Raw genomic sequence first — 21,020 nt, 5'->3', positions numbered from 1 at the left:
TTAGGCTGACCGAATGGATTCCGACGGCCGTCCCGGAGGCCGGTCCGCCGACGCGGACACTCCGGACGCCCGTGACCCGGTCGACTATCCGAAGGTCGTTCTGGTCACCGGCGCGTGCCGATTCCTGGGCGGCTATCTCACCGCGCGGCTGGCGCAGAATCCGCTGATCAATCATGTGATCGCGGTCGATGCGATCGCGCCGAGCAAGGATCTGCTGCGCCGCATGGGGCGGGCCGAGTTCGTCCGGGCCGACATCCGCAATCCGTTCATCGCCAAGGTCATCCGCAACGGCGACGTCGACACCGTGGTGCACGCCGCCGCCGCGTCGTACGCCCCCCGCTCGGGAGGGCGTGCCACGCTCAAGGAACTGAACGTGATGGGCGCCATCCAGCTGTTCGCGGCCTGCCAGAAGGCGCCGTCGGTGCGCCGGGTGATCCTGAAGTCCACCTCGGAGGTGTACGGGTCCAGCGCCCGCGATCCGGTGCTGTTCGCCGAGAGCAGCAGCCGGCGCAGGCCGCCCGGCGAGGGCTTCGCCCGCGACAGCATCGACATCGAGGGCTACGCGCGGGGGCTGGGCCGGCGCCGATCCGACATCGCGGTGACCATCCTGCGGCTGGCCAACATGATCGGTCCGGCGATGGACACGGCGCTGTCGCGCTACCTGGCCGGTCCCGTGGTGCCGACCGTCATCGGTCACGACGCCCGGATTCAGCTGCTGCACGAACAGGACGCGCTGGGCGCGCTGGAGCGGGCCACGATGGCGGGCAGGGCCGGCACCTTCAACGTCGGCGCGTCCGGCATCATCATGATGAGCCAGGCAATCCGCCGGGCTGGGCGCCTGGCGCTGCCCGTGCCGAGGTCGGCGCTGGTCGCCGTCGATTCGCTGTGGCGCGCCACCCGCAACACCGAACTGGACCGCGAGCAGCTCGACTACCTCAGCTACGGCCGGGTGATGGACACCAGCCGCATGCGCACCGAGTTGGGCTACACCACCAAGTGGACGACGGTGGAGGCGTTCGACGACTACGTGCGGGGCCGCGGGCTCAAACCCATCGTCGACCCGCTCTGGGTGCGCTCGGTGGAGGAACGCGCCGTGGCGGCGGCGCAGCGCTGGGGACGCTAGACTCTTAGGCCAATGCGGGTCCGGGGGGACTCTGGGAGAGGGTAACGACGGTGGCGGGTGAGCCGAAGGCGAAAGTTATTCCGCTGCACTCGAATTCGGGTCGAGGTGCGGCGCAGCGTCGTGCCGCGGCGCAGCGCGCTGATGCCGCGCGGCGTCACCCGTCGCTGTTGACCGACCCGACCGGACGCGCGTCGGCCGAAGAGATCGCCGCGGTGGTCCGCGAGATCGACCAGCACCGGCCCGGATCCCCGGGCGCGCCCGAGGGGGACGCCACACCCACCGAGCTGGCCAAGCGCATCGCTGCGGCCGCCGACTTCCTCCGCAAGCGGATGATGGGTGACTACACCGTCGACGAGTTCGGCTTTGATCCGCACCTCAACGACGCAATCTTTCTTCCTTTGCTGAGAGTCTTCTTCAACAACTGGTTCCGGGTCGAGGTCAGCGGCGTCGAGAACCTGCCGGAGACCGGTGCGGCGCTGGTCGTCGCCAACCACGCGGGTGTGCTTCCGTTCGACGGTCTGATGACGCAGGTCGCGGTGCGGGACAAGCACCCCGCCCACCGCGATCTGCGACTGCTGGCCGCCGACATGGTCTTCGACATGCCGATGGTGGGCCAGGCCGCCCGCAAGGCCGGACACACGATGGCCTGCACCGACGACGCGCACCGGCTCCTGGCCGCCGGCGAGCTCACCGCAGTGTTCCCCGAGGGCTACAAGGGGCTCGGCAAGCACTTCAAGGACCGCTACAAGCTGCAGCGATTCGGGCGGGGCGGCTTCGTCTCGGCGGCGCTGCGCAGCCGGGCGCCGATCGTGCCGTGTTCGATCGTCGGCTCCGAGGAGATCTACCCGATGGTCGCCGACGTCAAGTTGCTGGCGCGGCTGCTGGGACTGCCGTACTTCCCGGTGACCCCGTTGTTCCCGCTGGCCGGCCCGCTGGGCGTGGTGCCGCTGCCGTCGAAGTGGCACATCCAGTTCGGCGAGCCCATCGACACCGCCGACTACGACGAGTCCGCCGCCGAGGACCCGATGGTCACCTTCGAGCTGACCGACCAGGTGCGCGAGACCATCCAGCAGACGCTGTACCAGCTGCTGGCCAACCGCCGCAACATGTTCTTCGGCTGACGCCGGCTACTTTTGCCCAGCAACGAATTTCGACAGCGCGGCGGTGTCCCGCCCGGCCGCGATCTTCGCGGTCAGCTCGTCGGCCTCGGTGTCGGACTCGGCCTCACCCATGACGGTGACGATGCTGGTGATCACCGGCTCGCCGTTGTCGTCGGTGACCTCGCCGCGGATCTCGGTCAGCACCGCACCATGTGACTCGGTCACCGAGTCGAGGTAGGAGTCGAACCACAGCTTGTCCCCGGCCAGGATGGGCCGGTGAAAGACCAGCTTCTGATCCCGGTGCAGCACCCGCTGCATGTTGATGGGCAGGTCGAACTGGTTGAAGATCTCCTGCTGGACCCGGCGGCCGGCCACCGCCATGAACGTCAGCGAGGCGATCAGCGCATCGTGGCCGCACTCGCGGGCCGCGTCCTCGGTGAAGTGCGCCGGATGGTCGTCCTTGACCGCGCGGGCGAACTCGCGGATCTTCTCGCGGTCGACCTCGAAGTAGTCGGGGTACCGGTAGTGGGTCCCGATGATGTTCTCAGCGATGCTCAATTCGGCGTCGTCCCGTCGTGTCGAAGTGGCGCGTCGTGTTGCCGGCCGCGTCCTTGAAGGACCCGCGTCTCTGACATAGCCGCGTCTCGAGGTGGCGCGAGCCTATCAGCGCGGGTCCGGCCGACCCCGGTCAACGTTCCTGCCTGCGCGACACCACGGCCGCGAGCGCGCCGCCGGCGGCGCCCAGGGCGAGTGCCGAGGGCACGCCGATGCGGGCCGCCTTGCGTGCGGTCCGGAAGTCGCGGATCTCCCAGCCGCGCTGGCGGGCGATGTCGCGCAGGTCGGCGTCGGGGTTGATCGCCACCGCGGTGCCGACCAGCGACAGCATCGGCACGTCGTTGAAGCTGTCCGAGTACGCGGTGCAGCGGCGCAGGTTCAGCCCTTCCCGGATCGCCAGCGAACGCACCGCGTGCGCCTTGCCGGTGCCGTGCAGGATGTCGCCCACCAGCCGACCGGTGAACACCCCGTCCACCGACTCGGCGACCGTGCCCAGCGCACCGGTCAGACCCAGCCGGCGCGCGATCGTGTCGGCCAGCTCGAACGGGGTGGCCGTGACCAACCACACCTGCTGGCCGGCGTCGAGGTGCATCTGCGCCAGCTCGCGGGTGCCGGGCCAGATCTTGTCGGCGATGATCTCGTCGTAGATCTCCTCGCCGAGCTCGACCAGCTCGGCGGTCGAGCGGCCCTCGATGAACGACAGCGCCTTGCGCCGGCCCGCGGCGACGTCCTCGCTGCTCTCCCGGCCGGTCAACTGGAACTTGGCCTGCGCGAGCGCGAAGCGGGCGAGGTCCTTGTAGGTGAAGTACTCGCGGGCGGCCAACCCGCGGGCGAAGTGCACCAGCGATGAGCCGTGCACCAGCGTGTTGTCGACGTCGAAGAACGCTGCGGCGGTCAGATCCGGCGGCGGCGGCGCGGGGGATTCGATCGGGAAGCTGTGTGTGTCGGCGGCGACGTCCGCGCTGGCCTCGCCGGCGAGCCGCTGCGCGTCGAACGCGATCTCAGGTCCACCGGTATCGGACACGGCTACAACATTAGGACACCTGGCGGCGATACTGGCGAGGTGGATCGACAGGTGCGGTTGCTGACCCGGGAAGGGTGCCCGATGTGCGCCACCGCGGCCGGCCGGCTCGACGAGCTGGCCGCCGAACTGGGGTTCTCCTGGACATCGACCGACGTCGACGCCGCCGCGGCGGCCGGCGATGCCGCGCTGCGCGCCGAATACGGCGACCGTCTGCCGGTGGTGCTGCTCGACGGTGTCGAGCACAGCTACTGGGAGGTCGACGAGCAGCGACTGCGGGCCGACCTCGCCCGGTGAGGACCCAGGAGAACGACCGAGCAAATTTGGTAGCCCAGCTGGTTAACGACTACCTTTGGACACGTGCTTAGCGTGGTGGTGAGGCCATGAGCGTGTTGCTTTTCGGCGTCTCGCACCGCAGCGCGCCGGTGTCGGTGCTGGAACGGCTGAGCACCGATGAATCCGACCAGGCCAAGATCATCGATCGGGTGCTGCAGTCGTCACTGGTCACCGAGGCGATGGTGCTGTCGACCTGCAACCGGGTCGAGGTGTATGCCGTGGTCGAGGCGTTCCACGGTGGGCTCTCGGTGATCGGCAACGTGCTGTCCGACATCTCCGGGATGTCCCTGCAGGATCTCACCAAGTACGCCTACGTCCGGTACGCCGAAGCCGCCGTCGAGCATCTGTTCGCCGTCGCCAGCGGGCTGGACTCGGCCGTCATCGGTGAGCAGCAGGTCCTGGGCCAGGTGCGCCGCTCCTATGCGGCCGCCGAGGCCAACCACACCGTCGGGCGCACACTGCACGAACTGTCTCAGCGCGCCCTGTCCGTGGGCAAGCGGGTGCATTCGGAGACCGGCATCGACTCGGCCGGGGCGTCGGTGGTGTCGGTCGCCCTGGGCATCGCCGAAGAGCGGCTGGGATCGCTGGCCGGCCGCAGCGCCGTCGTGGTGGGTGCCGGTTCGATGGGGGCGCTGGCCGCTCACCAGCTGATCCGCGCGGGCGTGGCCCGCATCCACGTGGTGAACCGCACGCTGCCCCGGGCCGACCGGCTCGCCGAGATCATCCGCGAGCACGGCGCCGACGCCGAGGCGTTCCCGTTCGACCATCTCCCGCCACTGTTGTCCGATGCCGACGTCGTGGTCAGCTGCACCGGCGCGGTCCGCCCGGTCGTCTCGCTGGCCGATGTGCACCGCGGGATGGCCCACGTGCACACCCCCAAGAAGCTGGTGATCTGCGACCTCGGGATGCCGCGTGACGTGGACCCCGCGGTGGCCGGGCTGCCCGACGTGGTCGTCGTCGACATGGACCGCATCCAACGTGAGCCGTCGGCGCGCGCCGCGGCCGCCGACGCCGACGCCGCCCGCGCCATCGTCGCCGCCGAGGTCGCCAGCTACCTGGCCGGTCAGCGGATGGCCGAGGTCACCCCGACCGTCACCGCGTTGCGCCAGCGCGCCGCCGACGTCGTGGAAGCGGAAATGCTGCGGCTGGACAACCGGCTCCCCGGGCTGGACGCCGCGCATCGCGACGAGGTGGCCAACACGGTGCGCCGCGTCGTCGACAAGTTGCTGCACGCGCCCACGGTGCGGGTCAAACAACTGGCGAGCGCGCCCGGCGGCGACAGCTACGCCGAGGCGCTGCGCGAACTGTTCGAACTCGACCAGCAGGCCGTCGACGCGGTCGCTGCTGGCGAACTACCCCTGGTGGCAACCGATCTCGACAAGACCGACTGACCCCGCCGCGCCTGCAGGGCCGGCCGAAGGACATCACGTGATCCGCATAGGCACCCGAGGCAGCCTGCTGGCCACCACCCAGGCCGGCGTCGTGCGCGACGCCCTCATGGCCAACGGGCACGACGCCGAACTGGTGATCGTGTCCACCGCCGGTGACCGCTCCAGCGCGCCGATCGCCGAGATCGGCGTCGGGGTGTTCACCGCGGCGCTGCGCGAGGCCATCGCCGACAACACCGTCGACATGGCGGTGCACTCCTACAAAGATTTGCCCACCGCGCAGGATCCGCGTTTCGTGATTCCGGCGATCCCGGTGCGCGAGGACGCCCGTGACGCGTTGGTGGCCCGGGACGGACTGGTGCTCGGGGAGTTGCCGGCCGGCTCGGTGATCGGCACCTCGTCCCCGCGGCGGGCGGCACAGCTTAAAGCACTGGGTCTCGGTTTGGAAATCCGCCCCCTACGAGGCAACCTAGATACCAGGTTGAACAGGGTAAGCAGCGGTGATCTCGACGCCGTCGTCGTGGCCCGGGCGGGTTTGGCTCGCATCGGACGTCTCGACGCGGTCACCGAGGCGCTGGAGCCGGTACAGATGTTGCCGGCGCCGGCCCAAGGTGCGCTCGCGGTCGAGTGCCGTGCCGGCGACACCGAGCTCGCGGAACTGTTGGCGGAACTAGACGACGCCGACACCCGCGCAGCGGTCACCGCCGAGCGAACCTTGCTTGCCGAACTGGAGGCGGGTTGCTCCGCACCGGTGGGCGCGATTGCCGAGGTGGTCGAGTCGATCGATGAGGACGGCCACGTCTTCGAAGAGCTGTCGCTGCGCGGCTGCGTGGCGACGCTAGACGGATCCGATGTGATCCGCGCGTCCGGAATCGGCGAACCCGGGCGGGCACGAGAGCTGGGGCTCTCGGTGGCCGCGGAGTTGTTCGAGTTGGGCGCGCGCGATCTGTTGGACGAACGCGGGAGAGACAGATGACTCGCCAGATGAGCATGCGGGGGCGTAAGGGCAAGCCCGGCCGCATCACTTTCGTCGGCTCCGGACCCGGGGACCCGGGTCTGTTGACCGCCCGTGCCCGCACCGTGCTGGCTCACGCCGCCCTGGTGTTCACCGATCCCGACGTGCCCGAGGCGGTGCTGGGCCTCGTCGGCGCCGAACTGCCGCCGCCGTCGGGTCCGCTGCCGGAGACGGCCACCAAGAGTGACAAGTCGGGCGGCACCGACCCGAGCGGCGCCGAGCAGACCGCCGATGCGGTCATCCCGGGTGGGCCCGACGTGCGCCCCGCCCTCGGCGACCCCGCCGAGGTCGCCAAGACACTGGCCGCCGAGGCCAAGGCAGGCGCCGACGTCGTCCGCCTGGTCGCCGGCGATCCGCTGTCGGTGGACTCGGTGATCACCGAGGTCAACGCGGTGGCCAAGACGCAACTGGTCTTCGAGATCGTGCCGGGCCTGCCCGACACCACAGCGGTGCCCACCTACGCGGGCCTGCCGCTGGGTTCGGCGCACACGGTGGCCGACGTCCGCGGCGACGTGGACTGGGCGGCGCTCGCTGCTGCTCCCGGGCCGTTGATCCTGCACGCCACCGCCTCGCATCTGCCCGAGGCCGCGCGCACCCTGATCGAGTACGGGCTGGCTGACACCACGCCCACCGTGGTCACCGCCCACGGCACCACCTGTCAGCAGCGCTCGCTGGAGACGACGCTGGCCGGGCTGCTGGACAAGAACACGCTCGCTGCCGCGGCGACCGACACCCCGCCCGCCGGCCCGCTGGCCGGGCCGCTGGTCGTCACGATCGGCCGCACCGTCACCAACCGGGCCAAGCTGAACTGGTGGGAGAGCCGTTCGCTGTACGGCTGGACGGTGCTGGTGCCCCGCACCAAGGACCAGGCCGGCGAGATGAGCGAGCGCCTGGTCGGCCACGGTGCGCTGCCCATCGAGGTGCCCACCATCGCGGTCGAGCCACCCCGCAGCCCTGCCCAGATGGAAAGGGCCGTCAAGGGTTTGGTCGACGGACGCTTCCAATGGGTGGTGTTCACCTCCACCAACGCGGTGCGCGCGGTGTGGGAGAAGTTCAACGAATTCGGACTGGACGCGCGGGCGTTCTCCGGGGTCAAGATCGCCTGTGTCGGCCAGGCCACCGCCGATCGGGTGCGCGCCTTCGGTATCAACCCCGAGCTGGTGCCCACCGGCGAGCAGTCCTCGCTGGGCCTCCTCGATGAATTCCCGCCCTACGACGACATTTTCGATCCGGTGAACCGGGTGCTGTTGCCACGCGCCGACATCGCCACCGAGACGCTGGCCGAGGGGCTGCGCGAACGCGGTTGGGAGATCGAGGACGTCACCGCCTACCGGACCGTGCGCGCGGCGCCGCCACCGGCGCACACCCGCGAGATGATCAAGACCGGCGGCTTCGACGCGGTGTGCTTCACCTCGAGCTCGACGGTGCGCAACCTGGTCGGGATCGCCGGGAAGCCGCACGCCCGCACGATCGTGGCGTGCATCGGCCCCAAGACCGCCGAGACCGCAGCCGAATTCGGGTTGCGCGTCGACGTGCAGCCGGAGGTCGCCGCGGTGGGACCGCTGGTGGAGGCGCTCGCCGAGCACGCCGCGCGGCTGCGGGCCGAGGGGGCGTTGCCGCCGCCGCGGAAGAAGAGCCGCCGCCGCTGATCGTAGGAGCTGGCGCCATGTCCTTCCCACGTCACCGTCCCCGGCGGCTGCGCTCCACACCGGCCATGCGGCGGTTGGTCGCCCAGACCTCTTTGGAGCCGCGGCATCTGGTGCTGCCGATGTTCGTCGCCGACGGAGTATCGGAACCCCGGCCGATCGCCTCCATGCCGGGCGTGGTGCAGCACACCCGGGACTCGCTGCGCCGAGCTGCCGTCGACGCCGTGCAGGCCGGAGTCGGCGGACTCATGTTGTTCGGTGTGCCCTGTGACGAGCACAAGGACCCTGTGGGTTCGGCCGGCACCGATCCGGATGGAATTCTCAACGTCGCGCTGCGCGACCTGCGCACCGATGTCGGCGACGCCACCGTGTTGATGGCCGACACCTGCCTCGACGAGTTCACCGACCACGGCCACTGCGGCGTCGTCGACGCGTCGGGCCGGGTGGACAATGACGCGACGAATGACCGCTACGTCGAACTCGCTGTGGCACAAGCAGAATCGGGTGCGCATGTAGTAAGCCCGAGCGGCATGATGGACGGTCAGGTGGCCGCCATCCGTGACGGTCTGGACGCTGCCGGGTTCACCGACACCGCAATCCTGGCCTACGCGGCGAAGTTCGCGTCCGGTTTCTACGGGCCGTTCCGCGAGGCCGTGGCCTCCAGCCTGGAGGGTGACCGGCGCACCTATCAGCAGGAACCGGGCAACGCGCGCGAAGCGGTGCACGAGGTGGACCTCGACATCGAGGAGGGGGCCGACCTGGTGATGGTCAAGCCCGCGATGGCCTACCTCGACATCGTGCGGGCCGCGGCCGACATCTCACCGGTTCCCGTTGCCGCATACCAGGTTTCCGGCGAGTACGCGATGATCAGTGCCGCCGCGGCCAACGGCTGGATCGACCTGCGCACCGTGGCGCTGGAGTCGCTGACCGGCATCCGCCGCGCCGGCGCGGACATCGTGCTGACCTACTGGGCCGCCGAGGCGGCCCGATGGCTGTCGTGACCGAGCCGAGCGCACCCCCGGCGCGTCCGGTCGACGTCGACACCGCGTTCTGGCTGTGGGTGGTGGCGCTGCCGCTGATGGTGGCCGGCTACGTCATCGACCTGGTGGCCGCCGACTCGCGCCCGGACGGACTGGTGATCGCGATATCGCTGGTGTTCGTCGCGGTGCTGGCCGCCGTGGTCGCGACGTTTCTGTTCTTGTTGCGGCAGGGTTATCGGTGGGCGCGCACCCTGCTGACCGGTGGGGCGCTCGCGTCGGTGGTGTACTCGACGATGAACCTGTTCACCGGACAGCGGGCGATGCCGGTCGAGATCGGCTATTCCGCAGCGGCGATCTTCGGTTCGGTGCTCCTCGCCGGTGGGGTGTACCTGCTGCACCGCAAGGATGCCCACGAGTTCTTCAACCGGTGATTGGTTAGGCTGACCCGACCATGACCCCATCGCCAGCGTCGTCGAACCGGCCCCGCGTCGTCGACATCGCGTTCTGGCTCTTCATCGGTGGGGCGACGATCATGATCGCCGGTGGGCTGATGGCGGTCTCGGCCACCTATGACGCGGCGCGCTCGGCGCTTCCCGACACCATCACCGACTCCGATGTGCGCAACTACCTGACGATCTATCGGATCAGCGGGGTCGGTGTCGCGATCGCCGCAGCGGTGTTGGCATTCCTCGCCGGCCGGGCCCGGCGTGGGGACGCGCGGTTCCGGCGGGCCGTCTTCGGCCTCGTGTTCGCGATTTTGGTGGTGGTGCTGCTGTTGGCAGTCGGCGTCGGGGTGGCACAGCCGCTGGTGCTGCTGGCGCTGTTGCCGATGCTCGTCGGGGTGGCTCTGGCCGCTGGGCCGTCGGCGCGCGCCTGGTACGCCGAGGGCGGGCCGAAATGAGCGCGCCCGCCTCGTCAGAGGTGCTGTTCTACGAGCAGGGCGCCAGCTGGCTGTGGGTGCTGGCGGGCCCGCTGGCCGGGTTCGCGATGGCGATGATCCAGCTGTCGGCCGGCTACGGCATCCAGTGGGTGGTCCCGGGAGTCTTCTTCGTGCTCGTCACGGTGTTCCTGGCCATCCAGGTCAAAGCTGCGCGCATCCACACCTCGGTCGAGCTGACGGTCGACGAGTTGCGGCAGGGCACCGAGATCACCCGCACCGACGAGATCGTGCGGATCTACCCGGAAGCCACCGGAGCCGAGACACCCAAATGGCAGTACGCGCGGGCGCTCGGCGAGCTGACCGGGGTGCCGCGGGGGCGTACCGGCATCGGGCTGCGGCTGACCAACGACCGGACTGCGCAGGCCTGGGCGCGCAAGCACCACCAGCTGCGGGCCGCGCTGACCAACCTGCTCGAGGAACGCATCCCGCCGGAGCCGTCGGCGTGAGGCGCCGTGCCGTGCTGGGGCTGCTCGTCGCCGTGCTGGCCGCCGTCGGCTGCGTGTGGAGCTGGTTGGCGGCCGGCCGTGAGGTCGTCGTCGCGCCGGTGCTCGACGGCGAGCCGTCGACGATGTCGACGGTGTACTACGCCCCGCTGCTGACGCTGTCGATGCTGCTGGCCGCCGCGGCGGGTGTGCTGGCCGTCGTCTCTGTCGCCGCGCTGCGCCGCCGCTGACCCCGTCTCTCCGGGCGCGACCCCCTCTCCGGGCGCGACCCCCTCTCCGGGCGCGAACGTGCACAAGCGGTAGTTCCATCACGCTCCGAGCTACCGGGAATGCACGTTCGCGCACCTGGCGGTTGGAACAAAGTGCGAAATCTGTAACACTGTGTCCCATGACGGAGTTGGCGCACGACCGCCCGAACGCTGAGCCCGCCCCCGACGCCCTGCCGCTCGGGCCGGAGTCGCTGGTCTGGCGCTGGTTCGGGGACAACCGGATGTACCTGATCGGCCCCCGGCCCGCAGTGCTGCAGAACATGCTGGCCGATCTCGGCCAAGGGGTCTACGACCACTCGACGTTCTTCGCCGACACCGCCGAGCGGCTGCGGCGCACCATCCCGCCGATCTTCAACACCGTCTACGGCTCCGAGGACGAGAACGCCGGCACCCAGGTCCGCGACTTCCATCACCACGTCAAAGGTGATCTGCCCGGGCCCACGGGCGAGGTGGTCGGCCGCTACCACGCCCTCGACCCGGACACCTATTTCTGGGCCCACGCCACCTTCGTCGAGCAGGTGCTGTACTTCGCCGACACGTTCGTCAAGCGGCTGACCGAGTCCGAGAAGGAGCAGATCTACCTGGAGTCGAAGACCTGGTACCGCCGCTACGGCGTCAGCGACCGCCCGATGCCCGCCACCTACGCCGAGTTCGAGCAGTACTGGGATCGCATGTTGGAGCAGGTCCTGGTGGCCCACCCCAGCGCGAAGTACGGCGTCGGATATGTCACCAAGGGCTTCCCGAAGCCCAAGGCGGTGCATCCGCTGGTGTGGCGGCTGGTGGCGCCGGTGTTCAACCCGCTGGCCGCGTTCCTGACCACCGGCGGTCTGCCGCCGCGGGCGCGCCAGTTGCTGCAGCTGCCGTGGACCGACCGCCAAGAGCGTCGCTACCAGCGGTTCGCCGCCTTCTGGCGGTCCGCTCCGGTGAACTGGCTCTGGGATCGGCTCCCGATGCGGGTCCGCTACAGCGGCTATGCGGTCAAGGGCTATGCCCGGTCCTGACACGTCCACCGAACTGATCCTCGACGCCGCCGTCGTCGAGTTCGAACGGCACGGCTTCCGCCGCGTCGCCCTCGACGACGTCGCGCGCCGGGCCGGGGTCAGCCGCACCACCATCTACCGCCGGTTCGCCAACAAGGACGAACTGGTCGGCGCGGTCATCGAACGGGAGAACGTCCGGCTCTTCGCCGACATCGCTGCGGAACTCACGAGAGCTGCACCGCAATCGAACTACTACGTCGAGGCGTTCACGCTGTCGATCCTGAAGTTCCGCAGCCACCGGGTGTTGCACCAGATGATCACCGATGAGCCCGGCGTTGTTCTGCAGCTGGCGGGTCGCTACCACCGCAAGGCCATCGAGAGGATGGCCGACGCCCTGCGGGTCATCTTCCCTCCCGGGTTCGCCGAACGTATCGGAGCCACAGCAGTCGACGAACTGGCCGATTGCATCCTGCGCTACGCCGCGATGGTGTTGCTGCTGCCCAGCGCGCAGCCGCTCGAGACCGCCGACGACGTCCGCGCATTCGCGCGGCAGCACTTCCTGCCCAGCCTGCCCGCCGCATTGCGTTCGGTCGGGGTGTGAACCGTGTTTTGCAGATCACAGTTTCGGGCAGTCCGCATCGCATGGACGCTAACGAGACCTCCGATCAGCAACTCACCGAGAAGCCTGAAGTCACCGACGAGCATCGAGAGAAGGCCAAGAAGGTCGCCGAGGCCAACCCCGACAATCAACCGACGACCACGCTCCCGGGCACCGGGGGGACGGTCGCCGGAACAGCTGTCAGCGACTGGGTCGACGAGGAGGACAAGGGCAAGATCGAAACCAGCGCTGAAGAGGGCAAGGTCGAGTACCGCAACACCGAGGAGTTCCGCAAGAAACTCGACGAGTGAGGCACTCTCGCGGGTCGCCGCCGATCCACCTAGGCTGGCTCGACGTGAATGCCCTTGATCGGGTCGCGCCCGCGTTCGTCGACATGGCCCACTGCATCGTCTGGGCGTCGGTGGCGACGGTGGACTCCGACGGCAAACCGCGCACCCGCATCCTGCACCCGATCTGGGAGTGGGACGGCACCGACCTGTTCGGGTGGATCGCCACGGTGCCGACCCAGCTCAAACGCGACCATCTGGCCGCCCACCCGTGGGTGTCGGTGAGTTACTGGACCACCAGCCACGACACGTGCGCCGCGGACTGCCTGGTCGAGTGGTACACCGACGACGACACCTGTTCGGCGGTGTGGCAGAAGTTCGCCTCCGCCCCGCAGCCCGTGGGTTATGACCCGGCGATCATCCCGCAGTGGAAGGACGGCCCCACTGGCGAGCAGTTCGCCGTCCTGCGACTGACCCCCTACCGGCTGCGCGTGATGCCCGGCAGCATGCTGACCGCCGGCCACGGCGAGATCTTGACCTGGAACGACAGCAGTGGTCGCCGGGACTGACACCGCCGGCCTGACGCTGGCGCCGAAGAACCCGCTGCCGTATCGGCAGCTGGTGCGTCTGGTCCGGGCGCTGGACACCGGTCAGCTGGCCATCCGGGGCGCCGGCGGGCCCGTCACCCGGATCCAGGTGGCGCCGAAGTGGCTGTTCCCGCCGTTCGTGGCGGCCTTCTCGCCCGAGGCGATCCGTGACGTACTCGGCCGCAACGACGCGTTCGCGGAACGGTGCATCGTGCACGAGGAAGTGCGCGACATGGCCGGTGACAGCCTGTTCGTGCTCCCCAACGAGCCGTGGCGACCGCGAAAGCGGGCTTTGCAGCCGGTGTTCACCAAACACAACGTGCGTGCGTTCGGCGGCCACATGTCACGGGCCGCCGAGCAGTTCACCGAAGCATGGTCGGGCGGCGGCGAGGTGGACCTCGACCACGAGTGCCGGCGGCTGACCATGCAATCGCTGGGCCGCTCGGTGCTCGGCGTCGACCTCAACGACAACGCCGACACCATCGCCGAGCACATGCATGTCGCATCGTCGTACACCGCGGACCGGGCGCTGCGCCCGATCAGGGCCCCGCGCTGGCTGCCGACGCCGGCGCGCCGGCGCGCCGCCGCCGCCGTGCAGTCGATGCTCCAGATCGCCGTGGACATGCTGCAGGCCTGCCGTGCCGACCCGAGCCTGGACGCGCCGCTGGTGCGGGCGTTGATGGACGCCACCGATCCGGACACCGGGCGGGGCCTGTCCGACGAGGACATCTGCAACGATCTGCTGATCTTCATGCTCGCCGGGCACGACACCACGGCGACCGCCCTGACCTATGCGTTGTGGGTGCTCGGACACCATCCCGAGGTGCAGGACCGGGTGGCGGCCGAGGCGGCGGCGCTGGGCGACCGCCGCCTGGAACCCGCCGACGTGCCGCACCTGACATACACCACCCAGGTGTTCCACGAAGCGCTGCGGCTGTGCCCGCCCGCCGCCGGAGTGGGGCGGATGGCGGTGCGCGACATCGAGGTCGCCGGCCACCGCGTGGAGGCCGGCACGCTGATAGCGGTCGGAATCTATGCGCTGCACCGCGATCCGGCGATCTGGCCCGATCCGGACCGGTTCGACCCGGACCGGTTCAGTCCGCAGAACGTCAAAGCCCGCGACCGCTGGCATTATCTGCCCTTCGCCGGCGGTTCACGCTCGTGCATCGGTGAGCACTTCGCCCGGCTGGAGACCACGCTGGCGCTGGCGACGATCGTGCGAAGCCTGCGCGTGTCCTCGCGCGCCCCCGAGTTCCCGGTCGATGTGCCGTTCACCACGGTGGCGCACGGGCCGATCCCGGCCCATGTCACCCCGCGGCGCTGAGCCCGGTCGTCACGGTCTCATCCCGACGCCACGGCGGCTAGATCCGCTCGATGCCCGGCGCCACCCAGTCGCCCTCGAGTACCGCGTCCTGCGGGACATAGACGCGTAGGTAGACGCGGAATGCGCCGTCCGGCACCGGGATCCAGTTGACTGTCGGGTCCTGCGGATCCTCTTGGGAGAAGACGATGTCGATCGAGCCGTCTTCCTGGTAGACCAGGTCGCCCGAGCCCGTGCTGCTGACGGCGTAGATCTCCTGCTCGTTGGGCACCAGGAACCCGTCGGAGTCGTAGACGGTGATGGACCAGAACGCGTCGGCCGGTGGCTCCTGGCCGGGTTCGAAATGCAGCTGGTAGGAGTGACGGCCGTTCAGTCGACGCAGATTCTCGTCGAGGAACGCCGTGGCGTAATACGCCTCCTCGGGAGTGTTGGCACCCAGCCCGATCTTGGCCACGCCGGCCCGCAGCAGGTAATCGGTTCCGTAGTCGCCGATCGCGGGATCCGGTGAGGCCCACCCGTCGTTGCGTGCCGCCATGGCGTACTGAGCCACGCTCACCAGCGGACCCAGTAGCGCCGAGATCGTCCGGACGGCCGCCTGCGCGGCCCACTCCGACGCCGGGCTGAGATCGGCGTCGGAAACCTCCAGTCCCGGCCCGACTCCGACCCGGGCCAGCTCGGCGAGCTTGTCGGCATCGCCGGCCGGGGGCGGGCTGGCGACCATCGCCGCGCTGATCGCGTCGAGCGCGGCGATCCCGGTCGGCAGCGGCGCTGAGGTGCTGGTGTCGAAGTCCTCGATCGGATAGGTCGGCGGCTCGCCGGGCGGGGCGAGGGAGTACTGACGCATCAGCGCCACGGCTTCCTGCTGGTCGGCCTCGTCGCCGGCGGCGGTTCTGCCCAGCAGCCAGATGTCGGCGTAGGGCACGACGATGACCTCCGTGTCGGGCGGGATCTCTCCCTGCGGGCCGTCCTCCCAGACGATCGCGTAACTCGCCGCCTCGGATCCGGTTGTCCGCGAGCCGATGTAGCCGACCACGTTGGTGTACGGGTCCATCAGTTGGAAACCGAAATAGCGGTCGCCCATGTCGGGGTGCGACAGCACCACCGGTCCTTCGCTGAGGTCGAGGTAGGCCAGCGTGTAGAGGGTGTCCACGTTGGGTGCGACGACGAGGCGCTGCTCGGGGTCGACGTAGCTGGTCAATGCGATCAAGGTGTTGGTGGCCGGGGCTTCGTCCTGCAGGCGCTCGGTTTCCAGCAGCGGGTAGCCGTAGAGGTAGGCCTGGGCGGCCAGCATCGCCGCCTCGAGAGGCCTGGGTGGCGGGGCGATGCTCACGTCACCGAGTGAGGTCACGGTGACGTGGACCGTCACAGTCGGGGCCTTGAGAACTCCGGCCAGGCCGAGCAGCCCGTAGTAGTGCGCCGGGTTGCCCACGGTGTCGTCGATCGTGACGGTGAACTGGTCGATCACCGCAGATCCGTCCGGGACGTCGGGGACGTAGGTGAAGTTGCCGTTCTCGTCGACGACGACGGTGCCGTGGGTGGGGGCGCCGGTGACCGTATAGGTCAGCGGGTCGCCCTCGAAGTCGGTCGCATTCAGCTCACCGATGACTGCGCCGTCGGGATTCAGGGTGGTCGCGGCGGTGGGGTCGGCGGCGGGCCGCTGGTTGTTCCACTTGTACTGCGACTCGCGCACCACCAGCCACGCCGAGGCCAACACGCGAGGCAGCGGCAACCCCGGCCCGGGCAGGTCGGTCGCCCATCGTCCCAGCCCCACCCAGGCCATGATGTCGGCGACGACGCTCTTGTAGGTCACCGGAGGCGGGCTCGACGCGGCGAGGGTCGCCGCCGGTGCGATCTCTGCTGACAGCGCTGCCGTGGTTGCCGGGTTCTGTTCGTCGACAGTGCTTTTCGACGACACCAGCTCACGCAGTGTCTGCGGTGCGGACTCCTCGGACGCGTTCAGCGCCGATCCCTGCGTGTCGAGTGCGGCGTCCGAGTCGATCGTGTCGGCGGCGCTGGTCCTATCGCCTGTCCCGTCTGAGACTTCTGCCGTGCGCGTCACGGACCGTCGTTCGGACCCGCTGCGCTGCTCGCGCTCTGCAGAGGCCTTCTCGTCGCCGGCCAAGCGGGCGCCCCGCCGGTCGGAGTCGTCAGCGGATTCGGGCGGCAGATCGGGCTCCACCGGCGCGGTCGCGTCGAACCCCGTACCGTCGGTGTCGTCCTGGTGGTCGTCCTCGGCCGCGGCTGCGTCCTGATCCTCGGCCACGTCTGTGTCCTCGGCTGCGGCTTCTTCCTGATCGTCGGCCTCGTCCTGAAGTTCGGTCTCGGCTGCGTCCTGATCCCCGGAGAGAGTGTCCTCCGCGGCGCGCTCTCGTCGATTCGGCCGGGACCCCGACTGCTCGGAATCGCTCGACGATGGTCCGTCAGCGGCGCGGGGCCCGCGGGACCGGGTGGGCGCGGCATCGCTGGTGGACGGACGCGAGACCGAGCTCGTGGCACCCTCGGCGTCCCCGTCGGGGGCGGCCCAGGCGGTCCCTTGGCCGCCGATCAGCGCGCACGCCATGCCCGTGGCAACCGTCATCGCGGGCAGCCAGCGTGGCGCATCGCCGGTGCGGGGTGTGACCGTCCTCTGCGCCGCAGCGGCGCCGTTCTCGGGTTTCACTGTGGCATGCCTTCCTCTTTACGGGGCGCCTCGATGCGGCGTGCTCGAATACGTGAGACGAGATGTGACGGCTGGCCGCCGGCTGACGAAAGGAATTAGACATGCATACGTGTCTAAACGCAACCATGGCGACAACCTGCCTCGCTGTCAGGCCGCTGAGCAGGGGGAAACGTGCCCGAGTCTGAGCCGGGAGCGCAGCCGTTGCCACGCGGACGGCACAAGCTCAGCAAGTCCGAGGTCCTCGAATCCCAGCGGCAGCGCCTGCTCGTCGCGATGGAGGAACTGGTCAACGAGAACGGATATGCCGGCGCGAGCGTGCCCAAGGTGGCCAAGCGGGCGCGGGTCACCGACCGGGCCTTCTATGCGTTGTTCGAGGACAAGGCGGCGTGCTTCATCGCCACCTGTGAACGTCACGGGGATCAGCTCCGCGATCTCCTCGAGGCGTCCGTGCAACAGATGGAAGCCGCCGAGGACCCCATGGCGGCCTTCGACGCCGGGCTGCACATGTATCTGCAGTGGTGGATGGATCGGCCCGCCGGTGCCCGCGCCTTCTTCGTCGACATCCTCGTCGTCGGCGACCGGGCGTTCGCCTCACGTGATCGGCGCGCGAGCATGTTCGCCGATGCGCTGCGGCGGATCGCGGTGGTCCTGCGTCGCCGGGTCGGGATCACCGGAGAACCGCAGGACATCGACGCGGTGGCCGCGGCCGCGCTGTCCAGCGAGCTCGTCGCGCGCTACGTACGGGCCGGTCGCGTCGCCGAACTACCGCAGCTGCATCCGGATCTACGGCGGGTGCTGCTGCTGCTGCTGTTGGCGCCTGCTCCCGACGCCGCCACCTGAGGCGGGTCTCAGCCTCGGCGGGCGATCCACCACGCGACGACGCCGAGGAGGACCACCACTGCGGCCGCGACGATCCAGGCGGTGACGCCGCCGAAGCCCGCGCCGACGCCGGCCACCCCACCGGGCTCCGCAAGGATGATCACGAGCCCCGCCGCATCAGCACCGCCGACTCGAACGGCAGGCGGGTGAACACCGGGCGCATCACGCCGGTCACCGCGGCGGACGCCTCGTCCCTGCTCATCACCTGAGGGTCGGTCACCGGGAAGCTTCGGCCGTGGCGGCGCATCGTGCCCCCGCCGGCGGCGGTGATGTTCTTCAGCCAGTCCCGGTCCGGGCCGTAGGTCAGCAGCACAGCCACCCCGTCCCGGGTGCTGAACACCGTCAGCGGGGTGCGGTAGGGCCGCCCGGAGCGCCGCCCGACGTGGGTGAGGATGCCCATCGTCGGCGCCCACCCCGCCCACATCCGCTGGATGGGGTTCGTCACGTGCCGATTGAACCGCGCCAGCCATTGCGGCAGTTGCATGCCATCCATCAAACTCCTCGGTGTGGCCTACCTCAAGCCGCCGTGGTTCACGGCCCGGGTGTTCAACCGGGTCGCGATGGCGACGGGGTTGAGCGGCACCCAGACGTTGACGGTCACCCGCCGCAGCGGAGGCCCCCAGCGCATCCCCGTCGTCGTCCCCGAGGTCGACGGGGTCAGATATCTGGTCTCCACACGCGGCGAGTCGGACTGGGTGAAGAATGTTCGCGCCCACCCGAACGTCGAGGTCAACGGCGTTCGCTACGTCGCCAACGAGGTCCCGGTCGAACACCGCGGCCGCATCCTGGCCGCCTACCGGCCGCTGGCCGGCAAGGTGGTCGAGGGGTACTGGCGCAAATTGCCGGACGACGCCGACCACCCGGTCTTCGCGCTCACCCCGACCGTGTGAGCGCACACCCACTACACCCTGTAGTGGACGAATTGGCGGTGGCTGGGACACTGGTGCCATGAGCAGTACCGACATGTCGGCCAAGTTGTTCGCCGAGGCCTGTGACGTCATCCCGGGCGGGGTGAACTCGCCGGTGCGGGCCTTCGCCTCGGTGGGCGGCACCCCCCGGTTCATCACCTCGGCCAAGGGCTGCTGGCTGACCGACGCCGACGACAACCGCTACGTCGACCTGGTGTGCTCGTGGGGGCCGATGATCCTGGGTCACGCGCACCCGGCCGTCGTCGAGGCGGTGCAGCGGGTCGCCGTCGACGGGTTGTCGTTCGGCGCACCGACACCCTCGGAGTCCGAACTGGCCCGCGAGATCGTCGACCGGGTCGGTCCGGTCGAGAAGCTGAGGCTGGTCAACTCCGGCACCGAAGCCACGATGAGCGCGATCCGGCTGGCCCGCGGGTACACCGGCCGGGCCAAGATCGTGAAGTTCGCCGGGTGCTACCACGGTCACAGCGACGCGTTGCTGGCCGACGCCGGCTCGGGGGTGGCCACGTTGGGGCTGCCCTCCTCGCCGGGGGTGACCGGCGCCGCAGCCGCCGACACCATCGTGGTGCCCTACAACAACGTGGCCGCCGTCGAGGACGTCTTCGAGCGGTTCGGCGACGAGATCGCCTGCCTGATCACCGAGGCCAGCCCGGGCAACATGGGCGCGGTGCCGCCGCTGCCCGGCTTCAACGACGCGCTGCGCCGCATCACCGCCGCGCACGGGGCCCTGCTGGTCGTCGACGAGGTGATGACCGGGTTCCGGGTCAGCCGCTCGGGGTGGTACGGCCTGGAACCGGTCGAGGCCGATCTGTTCACGTTCGGCAAGGTCATGAGCGGCGGGCTGCCGGCGGCCGCATTCGGCGGCCGCGCCGAGGTGATGGGGCGCCTGGCACCACTGGGCCCGGTGTACCAGGCGGGCACGCTGTCCGGGAATCCGGTGGCGATGGCCGCCGGGCTGGCCACGCTGCGCGCCGCCGATGCCGACGTGTACGCCAAGCTCGACGCCAACGCCGACCGGCTCACCGGACTCATCACCGAGGCGCTCAGCGCCGCCGGTGTCGCTCACCGCATTTCGCGCGCAGGCAACATGTTCAGCGTGTTCTTCTCCGACGAGCCGGTCGTCGACTTCGCCTCCGCGCGCTCCACCGACACCTGGCGCTTCCCGGCGTTCTTCCACGGCCTGCTCGACGCGGGCGTCTACGCCCCGCCGAGCGCCTTCGAGGCGTGGTTCGTGTCGGCGGCGCTGGACGACGACGCGTTCGACCACATCGCCGCGGCGCTGCCGGGCGCCGCACGCGCCGCAGCACTGGCCACGGAGCCGGCATGACCGAACAGACAGTGGTGCACGTGATGCGCCACGGCGAGGTGCACAACCCGGACAAGATCCTCTACGGCCGCCTGCCCGACTACCACCTCTCCGAGCGGGGTCGCGCCCAGGCGCAGGCCGTCGCCGGCTGGCTGGCTGCCCGCGACATCACCCACGTGGTGGCCTCACCGCTCGAACGCGCCCAGGAGACGGCGGCGCCGATCGCGCAGCGGCACGGGCTGGTGGTCGGCACCGATGACGAACTGATCGAGTCCACGAACGTCTTCCAGGGGCAGAAGGTCTCGCCGGGCGACGGAGCGTTGCGCGACCCCCGCAACTGGTGGCATCTGCGCAACCCGCGGACCCCGTCCTGGGGTGAACCCTACCGTCAGATCGCCGCGCGGATGACGCGCGCGGTGCTGCGGGCCCGGGCCGACGCCGCCGGGCACGAGGCCGTGTGTGTCAGCCACCAGCTGCCGGTCGAGACGCTGCGACGGGCCATGACCGGCGCTGCGCTGCACCACTTCCCGACCAAACGGATGTGCAACCTGGCCTCGGTGACGTCGTTCTACTTCCACGACGACGCCTGCGTGGGGTGGGGGTACGCGGAGTTGTCCGGGCAGTGAGGTCGCCGGCGCCCCGCGGGCGCACGCTGGTGACG

General features: G+C 69.8%; 25 protein-coding genes. 20 read left to right on the top strand and 5 right to left on the bottom strand.

What is annotated here, in order from left to right; translation table 11 throughout:
- Nucleotides 1–13 precede the first annotated feature (13 nt).
- Both ACEWX3_RS25055 and ACEWX3_RS25050 read left to right on the top strand, forming a co-directional pair.
- Entirely contained in the window at nucleotides 14–1,123 is a 1,110-nt protein-coding gene (locus tag ACEWX3_RS25055) for an SDR family oxidoreductase (RefSeq protein WP_207066800.1), read from the top strand.
- A gap of 50 nt (nucleotides 1,124–1,173) precedes the next feature.
- On the top strand, nucleotides 1,174–2,244 hold the full coding sequence (locus ACEWX3_RS25050) for a lysophospholipid acyltransferase family protein (RefSeq protein ID WP_221349941.1): 1,071 nt from the start codon (nucleotides 1,174–1,176) through the stop codon (nucleotides 2,242–2,244).
- 6 nt (nucleotides 2,245–2,250) lie between these two features.
- Here the strand turns inward: ACEWX3_RS25050 and ACEWX3_RS25045 are convergent, their stop codons facing one another.
- A complete protein-coding gene (locus tag ACEWX3_RS25045; protein WP_152515383.1) occupies nucleotides 2,251–2,781 on the bottom strand; it encodes a MaoC family dehydratase N-terminal domain-containing protein in 531 nt (176 codons plus the stop codon).
- A gap of 130 nt (nucleotides 2,782–2,911) precedes the next feature.
- Complete coding sequence (locus tag ACEWX3_RS25040) at nucleotides 2,912–3,802, bottom strand: HAD family phosphatase (protein WP_152515384.1); 891 nt, start codon at nucleotides 3,800–3,802, stop codon at nucleotides 2,912–2,914.
- 39 nt (nucleotides 3,803–3,841) lie between these two features.
- Between ACEWX3_RS25040 and ACEWX3_RS25035 the strand changes: the two genes are divergently transcribed.
- The 14 genes from ACEWX3_RS25035 (at nucleotide 3,842) to ACEWX3_RS24970 (ending at nucleotide 14,592) form a co-directional block, all read left to right on the top strand.
- Complete coding sequence (locus ACEWX3_RS25035; protein ID WP_152515385.1) at nucleotides 3,842–4,096, top strand: glutaredoxin family protein; 255 nt, start codon at nucleotides 3,842–3,844, stop codon at nucleotides 4,094–4,096.
- Between the two features lie 86 nt (nucleotides 4,097–4,182).
- Nucleotides 4,183–5,526, top strand: a complete 1,344-nt coding sequence (locus ACEWX3_RS25030) for a glutamyl-tRNA reductase (RefSeq protein ID WP_221349939.1) — start codon at nucleotides 4,183–4,185, stop codon at nucleotides 5,524–5,526.
- A 37-nt stretch (nucleotides 5,527–5,563) separates the two neighbouring features.
- On the top strand, nucleotides 5,564–6,499 hold the full coding sequence (hemC, locus tag ACEWX3_RS25025) for a hydroxymethylbilane synthase (protein WP_374158013.1): 936 nt from the start codon (nucleotides 5,564–5,566) through the stop codon (nucleotides 6,497–6,499).
- A gap of 8 nt (nucleotides 6,500–6,507) precedes the next feature.
- Nucleotides 6,508–8,187, top strand: coding sequence for a bifunctional uroporphyrinogen-III C-methyltransferase/uroporphyrinogen-III synthase (locus tag ACEWX3_RS25020; RefSeq protein ID WP_207066822.1), 1,680 nt, complete (start codon nucleotides 6,508–6,510; stop codon nucleotides 8,185–8,187).
- Between the two features lie 17 nt (nucleotides 8,188–8,204).
- Nucleotides 8,205–9,185 (top strand): porphobilinogen synthase, encoded by a 981-nt coding sequence (gene hemB, locus ACEWX3_RS25015; protein WP_207066795.1) that lies wholly within the window; start codon nucleotides 8,205–8,207, stop codon nucleotides 9,183–9,185.
- Complete coding sequence (locus tag ACEWX3_RS25010) at nucleotides 9,173–9,595, top strand: hypothetical protein (protein ID WP_207066794.1); 423 nt, start codon at nucleotides 9,173–9,175, stop codon at nucleotides 9,593–9,595. The genes hemB and ACEWX3_RS25010 overlap by 13 nt, the downstream gene beginning before the upstream one ends.
- Nucleotides 9,596–9,615: 20 nt before the next feature.
- Nucleotides 9,616–10,065: a hypothetical protein gene (locus tag ACEWX3_RS25005; RefSeq protein WP_374158012.1), complete on the top strand. Its 450-nt coding sequence runs from the start codon at nucleotides 9,616–9,618 to the stop codon at nucleotides 10,063–10,065.
- Entirely contained in the window at nucleotides 10,062–10,550 is a 489-nt protein-coding gene (locus tag ACEWX3_RS25000; RefSeq protein ID WP_207066792.1) for a DUF3093 domain-containing protein, read from the top strand. The genes ACEWX3_RS25005 and ACEWX3_RS25000 overlap by 4 nt, the downstream gene beginning before the upstream one ends.
- Nucleotides 10,547–10,777 carry a hypothetical protein gene (locus ACEWX3_RS24995; protein ID WP_374158011.1) on the top strand — a complete coding sequence of 77 codons (231 nt, stop codon included), beginning with the start codon at nucleotides 10,547–10,549 and terminating at the stop codon, nucleotides 10,775–10,777. Before ACEWX3_RS25000 ends, ACEWX3_RS24995 begins: the two co-directional genes overlap by 4 nt.
- A 158-nt stretch (nucleotides 10,778–10,935) precedes the next feature.
- Complete coding sequence (locus tag ACEWX3_RS24990; RefSeq protein WP_374158010.1) at nucleotides 10,936–11,817, top strand: oxygenase MpaB family protein; 882 nt, start codon at nucleotides 10,936–10,938, stop codon at nucleotides 11,815–11,817.
- A complete protein-coding gene (locus tag ACEWX3_RS24985; RefSeq protein ID WP_221349927.1) occupies nucleotides 11,804–12,397 on the top strand; it encodes a TetR/AcrR family transcriptional regulator in 594 nt (197 codons plus the stop codon). The genes ACEWX3_RS24990 and ACEWX3_RS24985 overlap by 14 nt, the downstream gene beginning before the upstream one ends.
- Before the next feature lie 41 nt (nucleotides 12,398–12,438).
- Complete coding sequence (locus tag ACEWX3_RS24980) at nucleotides 12,439–12,705, top strand: hypothetical protein (protein ID WP_283613314.1); 267 nt, start codon at nucleotides 12,439–12,441, stop codon at nucleotides 12,703–12,705.
- Nucleotides 12,706–12,749: 44 nt separating this feature from the next.
- A complete protein-coding gene (locus ACEWX3_RS24975) occupies nucleotides 12,750–13,250 on the top strand; it encodes a pyridoxamine 5'-phosphate oxidase family protein (protein WP_221349923.1) in 501 nt (166 codons plus the stop codon).
- Nucleotides 13,234–14,592, top strand: coding sequence for a cytochrome P450 (locus ACEWX3_RS24970; RefSeq protein WP_374158009.1), 1,359 nt, complete (start codon nucleotides 13,234–13,236; stop codon nucleotides 14,590–14,592). The genes ACEWX3_RS24975 and ACEWX3_RS24970 overlap by 17 nt, the downstream gene beginning before the upstream one ends.
- Nucleotides 14,593–14,629: 37 nt before the next feature.
- Here ACEWX3_RS24970 and ACEWX3_RS24965 read toward each other — a convergent pair whose 3' ends face one another.
- The gene (locus tag ACEWX3_RS24965; protein ID WP_374158008.1) at nucleotides 14,630–17,248 is read right to left on the bottom strand and encodes a DUF1254 domain-containing protein; all 2,619 of its coding nucleotides are present in this window, start codon (nucleotides 17,246–17,248) and stop codon (nucleotides 14,630–14,632) included.
- Nucleotides 17,249–17,419: 171 nt separating this feature from the next.
- Here ACEWX3_RS24965 and ACEWX3_RS24960 point away from each other — a divergent pair, with 171 nt between their 5' ends.
- Nucleotides 17,420–18,088 carry a TetR/AcrR family transcriptional regulator gene (locus ACEWX3_RS24960; RefSeq protein WP_374158007.1) on the top strand — a complete coding sequence of 223 codons (669 nt, stop codon included), beginning with the start codon at nucleotides 17,420–17,422 and terminating at the stop codon, nucleotides 18,086–18,088.
- An 8-nt stretch (nucleotides 18,089–18,096) separates the two neighbouring features.
- Here the strand turns inward: ACEWX3_RS24960 and ACEWX3_RS24955 are convergent, their stop codons facing one another.
- Together ACEWX3_RS24955 and ACEWX3_RS24950 are read right to left on the bottom strand one after the other, a co-directional pair.
- On the bottom strand, nucleotides 18,097–18,231 hold the full coding sequence (locus ACEWX3_RS24955; protein WP_348727937.1) for a hypothetical protein: 135 nt from the start codon (nucleotides 18,229–18,231) through the stop codon (nucleotides 18,097–18,099).
- Nucleotides 18,228–18,611: a nitroreductase family deazaflavin-dependent oxidoreductase gene (locus tag ACEWX3_RS24950; RefSeq protein WP_374159951.1), complete on the bottom strand. Its 384-nt coding sequence runs from the start codon at nucleotides 18,609–18,611 to the stop codon at nucleotides 18,228–18,230. Before ACEWX3_RS24950 ends, ACEWX3_RS24955 begins: the two co-directional genes overlap by 4 nt.
- Before the next feature lie 22 nt (nucleotides 18,612–18,633).
- Here ACEWX3_RS24950 and ACEWX3_RS24945 point away from each other — a divergent pair, with 22 nt between their 5' ends.
- The 3 genes from ACEWX3_RS24945 to ACEWX3_RS24935 are packed head-to-tail and all read left to right on the top strand — an operon-like array spanning nucleotide 18,634 to nucleotide 20,985.
- Nucleotides 18,634–19,017, top strand: coding sequence for a nitroreductase/quinone reductase family protein (locus ACEWX3_RS24945; RefSeq protein WP_374159950.1), 384 nt, complete (start codon nucleotides 18,634–18,636; stop codon nucleotides 19,015–19,017).
- A gap of 58 nt (nucleotides 19,018–19,075) precedes the next feature.
- A complete protein-coding gene (hemL, locus tag ACEWX3_RS24940) occupies nucleotides 19,076–20,380 on the top strand; it encodes a glutamate-1-semialdehyde 2,1-aminomutase (protein ID WP_207066071.1) in 1,305 nt (434 codons plus the stop codon).
- A complete protein-coding gene (locus tag ACEWX3_RS24935) occupies nucleotides 20,377–20,985 on the top strand; it encodes a histidine phosphatase family protein (RefSeq protein ID WP_221349911.1) in 609 nt (202 codons plus the stop codon). The genes hemL and ACEWX3_RS24935 overlap by 4 nt, the downstream gene beginning before the upstream one ends.
- Nucleotides 20,986–21,020: the final 35 nt, after the last annotated feature.

It is taken from the genome of Mycobacterium sp. G7A2, assembly GCF_041902445.1.
GTDB lineage: Bacteria > Actinomycetota > Actinomycetes > Mycobacteriales > Mycobacteriaceae > Mycobacterium.
The sequence above is the reverse complement of the archived record's forward strand: the minus strand, read 5'-3'. Positions and strand labels throughout refer to the sequence as shown.

Excerpts from the sequence above, each read along its gene's own strand:
- ACEWX3_RS25055 (WP_207066800.1), top strand. The coding sequence starts at position 14 with ATGGATTCCGACGGCCGTCCCGGAGGCCGGTCCGCCGACGCGGACACT.
- ACEWX3_RS25030 (WP_221349939.1), top strand. The coding sequence starts at position 4,183 with ATGAGCGTGTTGCTTTTCGGCGTCTCGCACCGCAGCGCGCCGGTGTCG.
- ACEWX3_RS25020 (WP_207066822.1), top strand. The coding sequence starts at position 6,508 with ATGAGCATGCGGGGGCGTAAGGGCAAGCCCGGCCGCATCACTTTCGTC.
- hemB (WP_207066795.1), top strand. The coding sequence starts at position 8,205 with ATGTCCTTCCCACGTCACCGTCCCCGGCGGCTGCGCTCCACACCGGCC.
- ACEWX3_RS25010 (WP_207066794.1), top strand. The coding sequence starts at position 9,173 with ATGGCTGTCGTGACCGAGCCGAGCGCACCCCCGGCGCGTCCGGTCGAC.
- ACEWX3_RS25005 (WP_374158012.1), top strand. The coding sequence starts at position 9,616 with ATGACCCCATCGCCAGCGTCGTCGAACCGGCCCCGCGTCGTCGACATC.
- ACEWX3_RS25000 (WP_207066792.1), top strand. The coding sequence starts at position 10,062 with ATGAGCGCGCCCGCCTCGTCAGAGGTGCTGTTCTACGAGCAGGGCGCC.
- ACEWX3_RS24990 (WP_374158010.1), top strand. The coding sequence starts at position 10,936 with ATGACGGAGTTGGCGCACGACCGCCCGAACGCTGAGCCCGCCCCCGAC.
- ACEWX3_RS24985 (WP_221349927.1), top strand. The coding sequence starts at position 11,804 with ATGCCCGGTCCTGACACGTCCACCGAACTGATCCTCGACGCCGCCGTC.
- ACEWX3_RS24980 (WP_283613314.1), top strand. The coding sequence starts at position 12,439 with ATGGACGCTAACGAGACCTCCGATCAGCAACTCACCGAGAAGCCTGAA.
- ACEWX3_RS24950 (WP_374159951.1), bottom strand. The coding sequence starts at position 18,611 with ATGCAACTGCCGCAATGGCTGGCGCGGTTCAATCGGCACGTGACGAAC.
- hemL (WP_207066071.1), top strand. The coding sequence starts at position 19,076 with ATGAGCAGTACCGACATGTCGGCCAAGTTGTTCGCCGAGGCCTGTGAC.
- ACEWX3_RS24935 (WP_221349911.1), top strand. The coding sequence starts at position 20,377 with ATGACCGAACAGACAGTGGTGCACGTGATGCGCCACGGCGAGGTGCAC.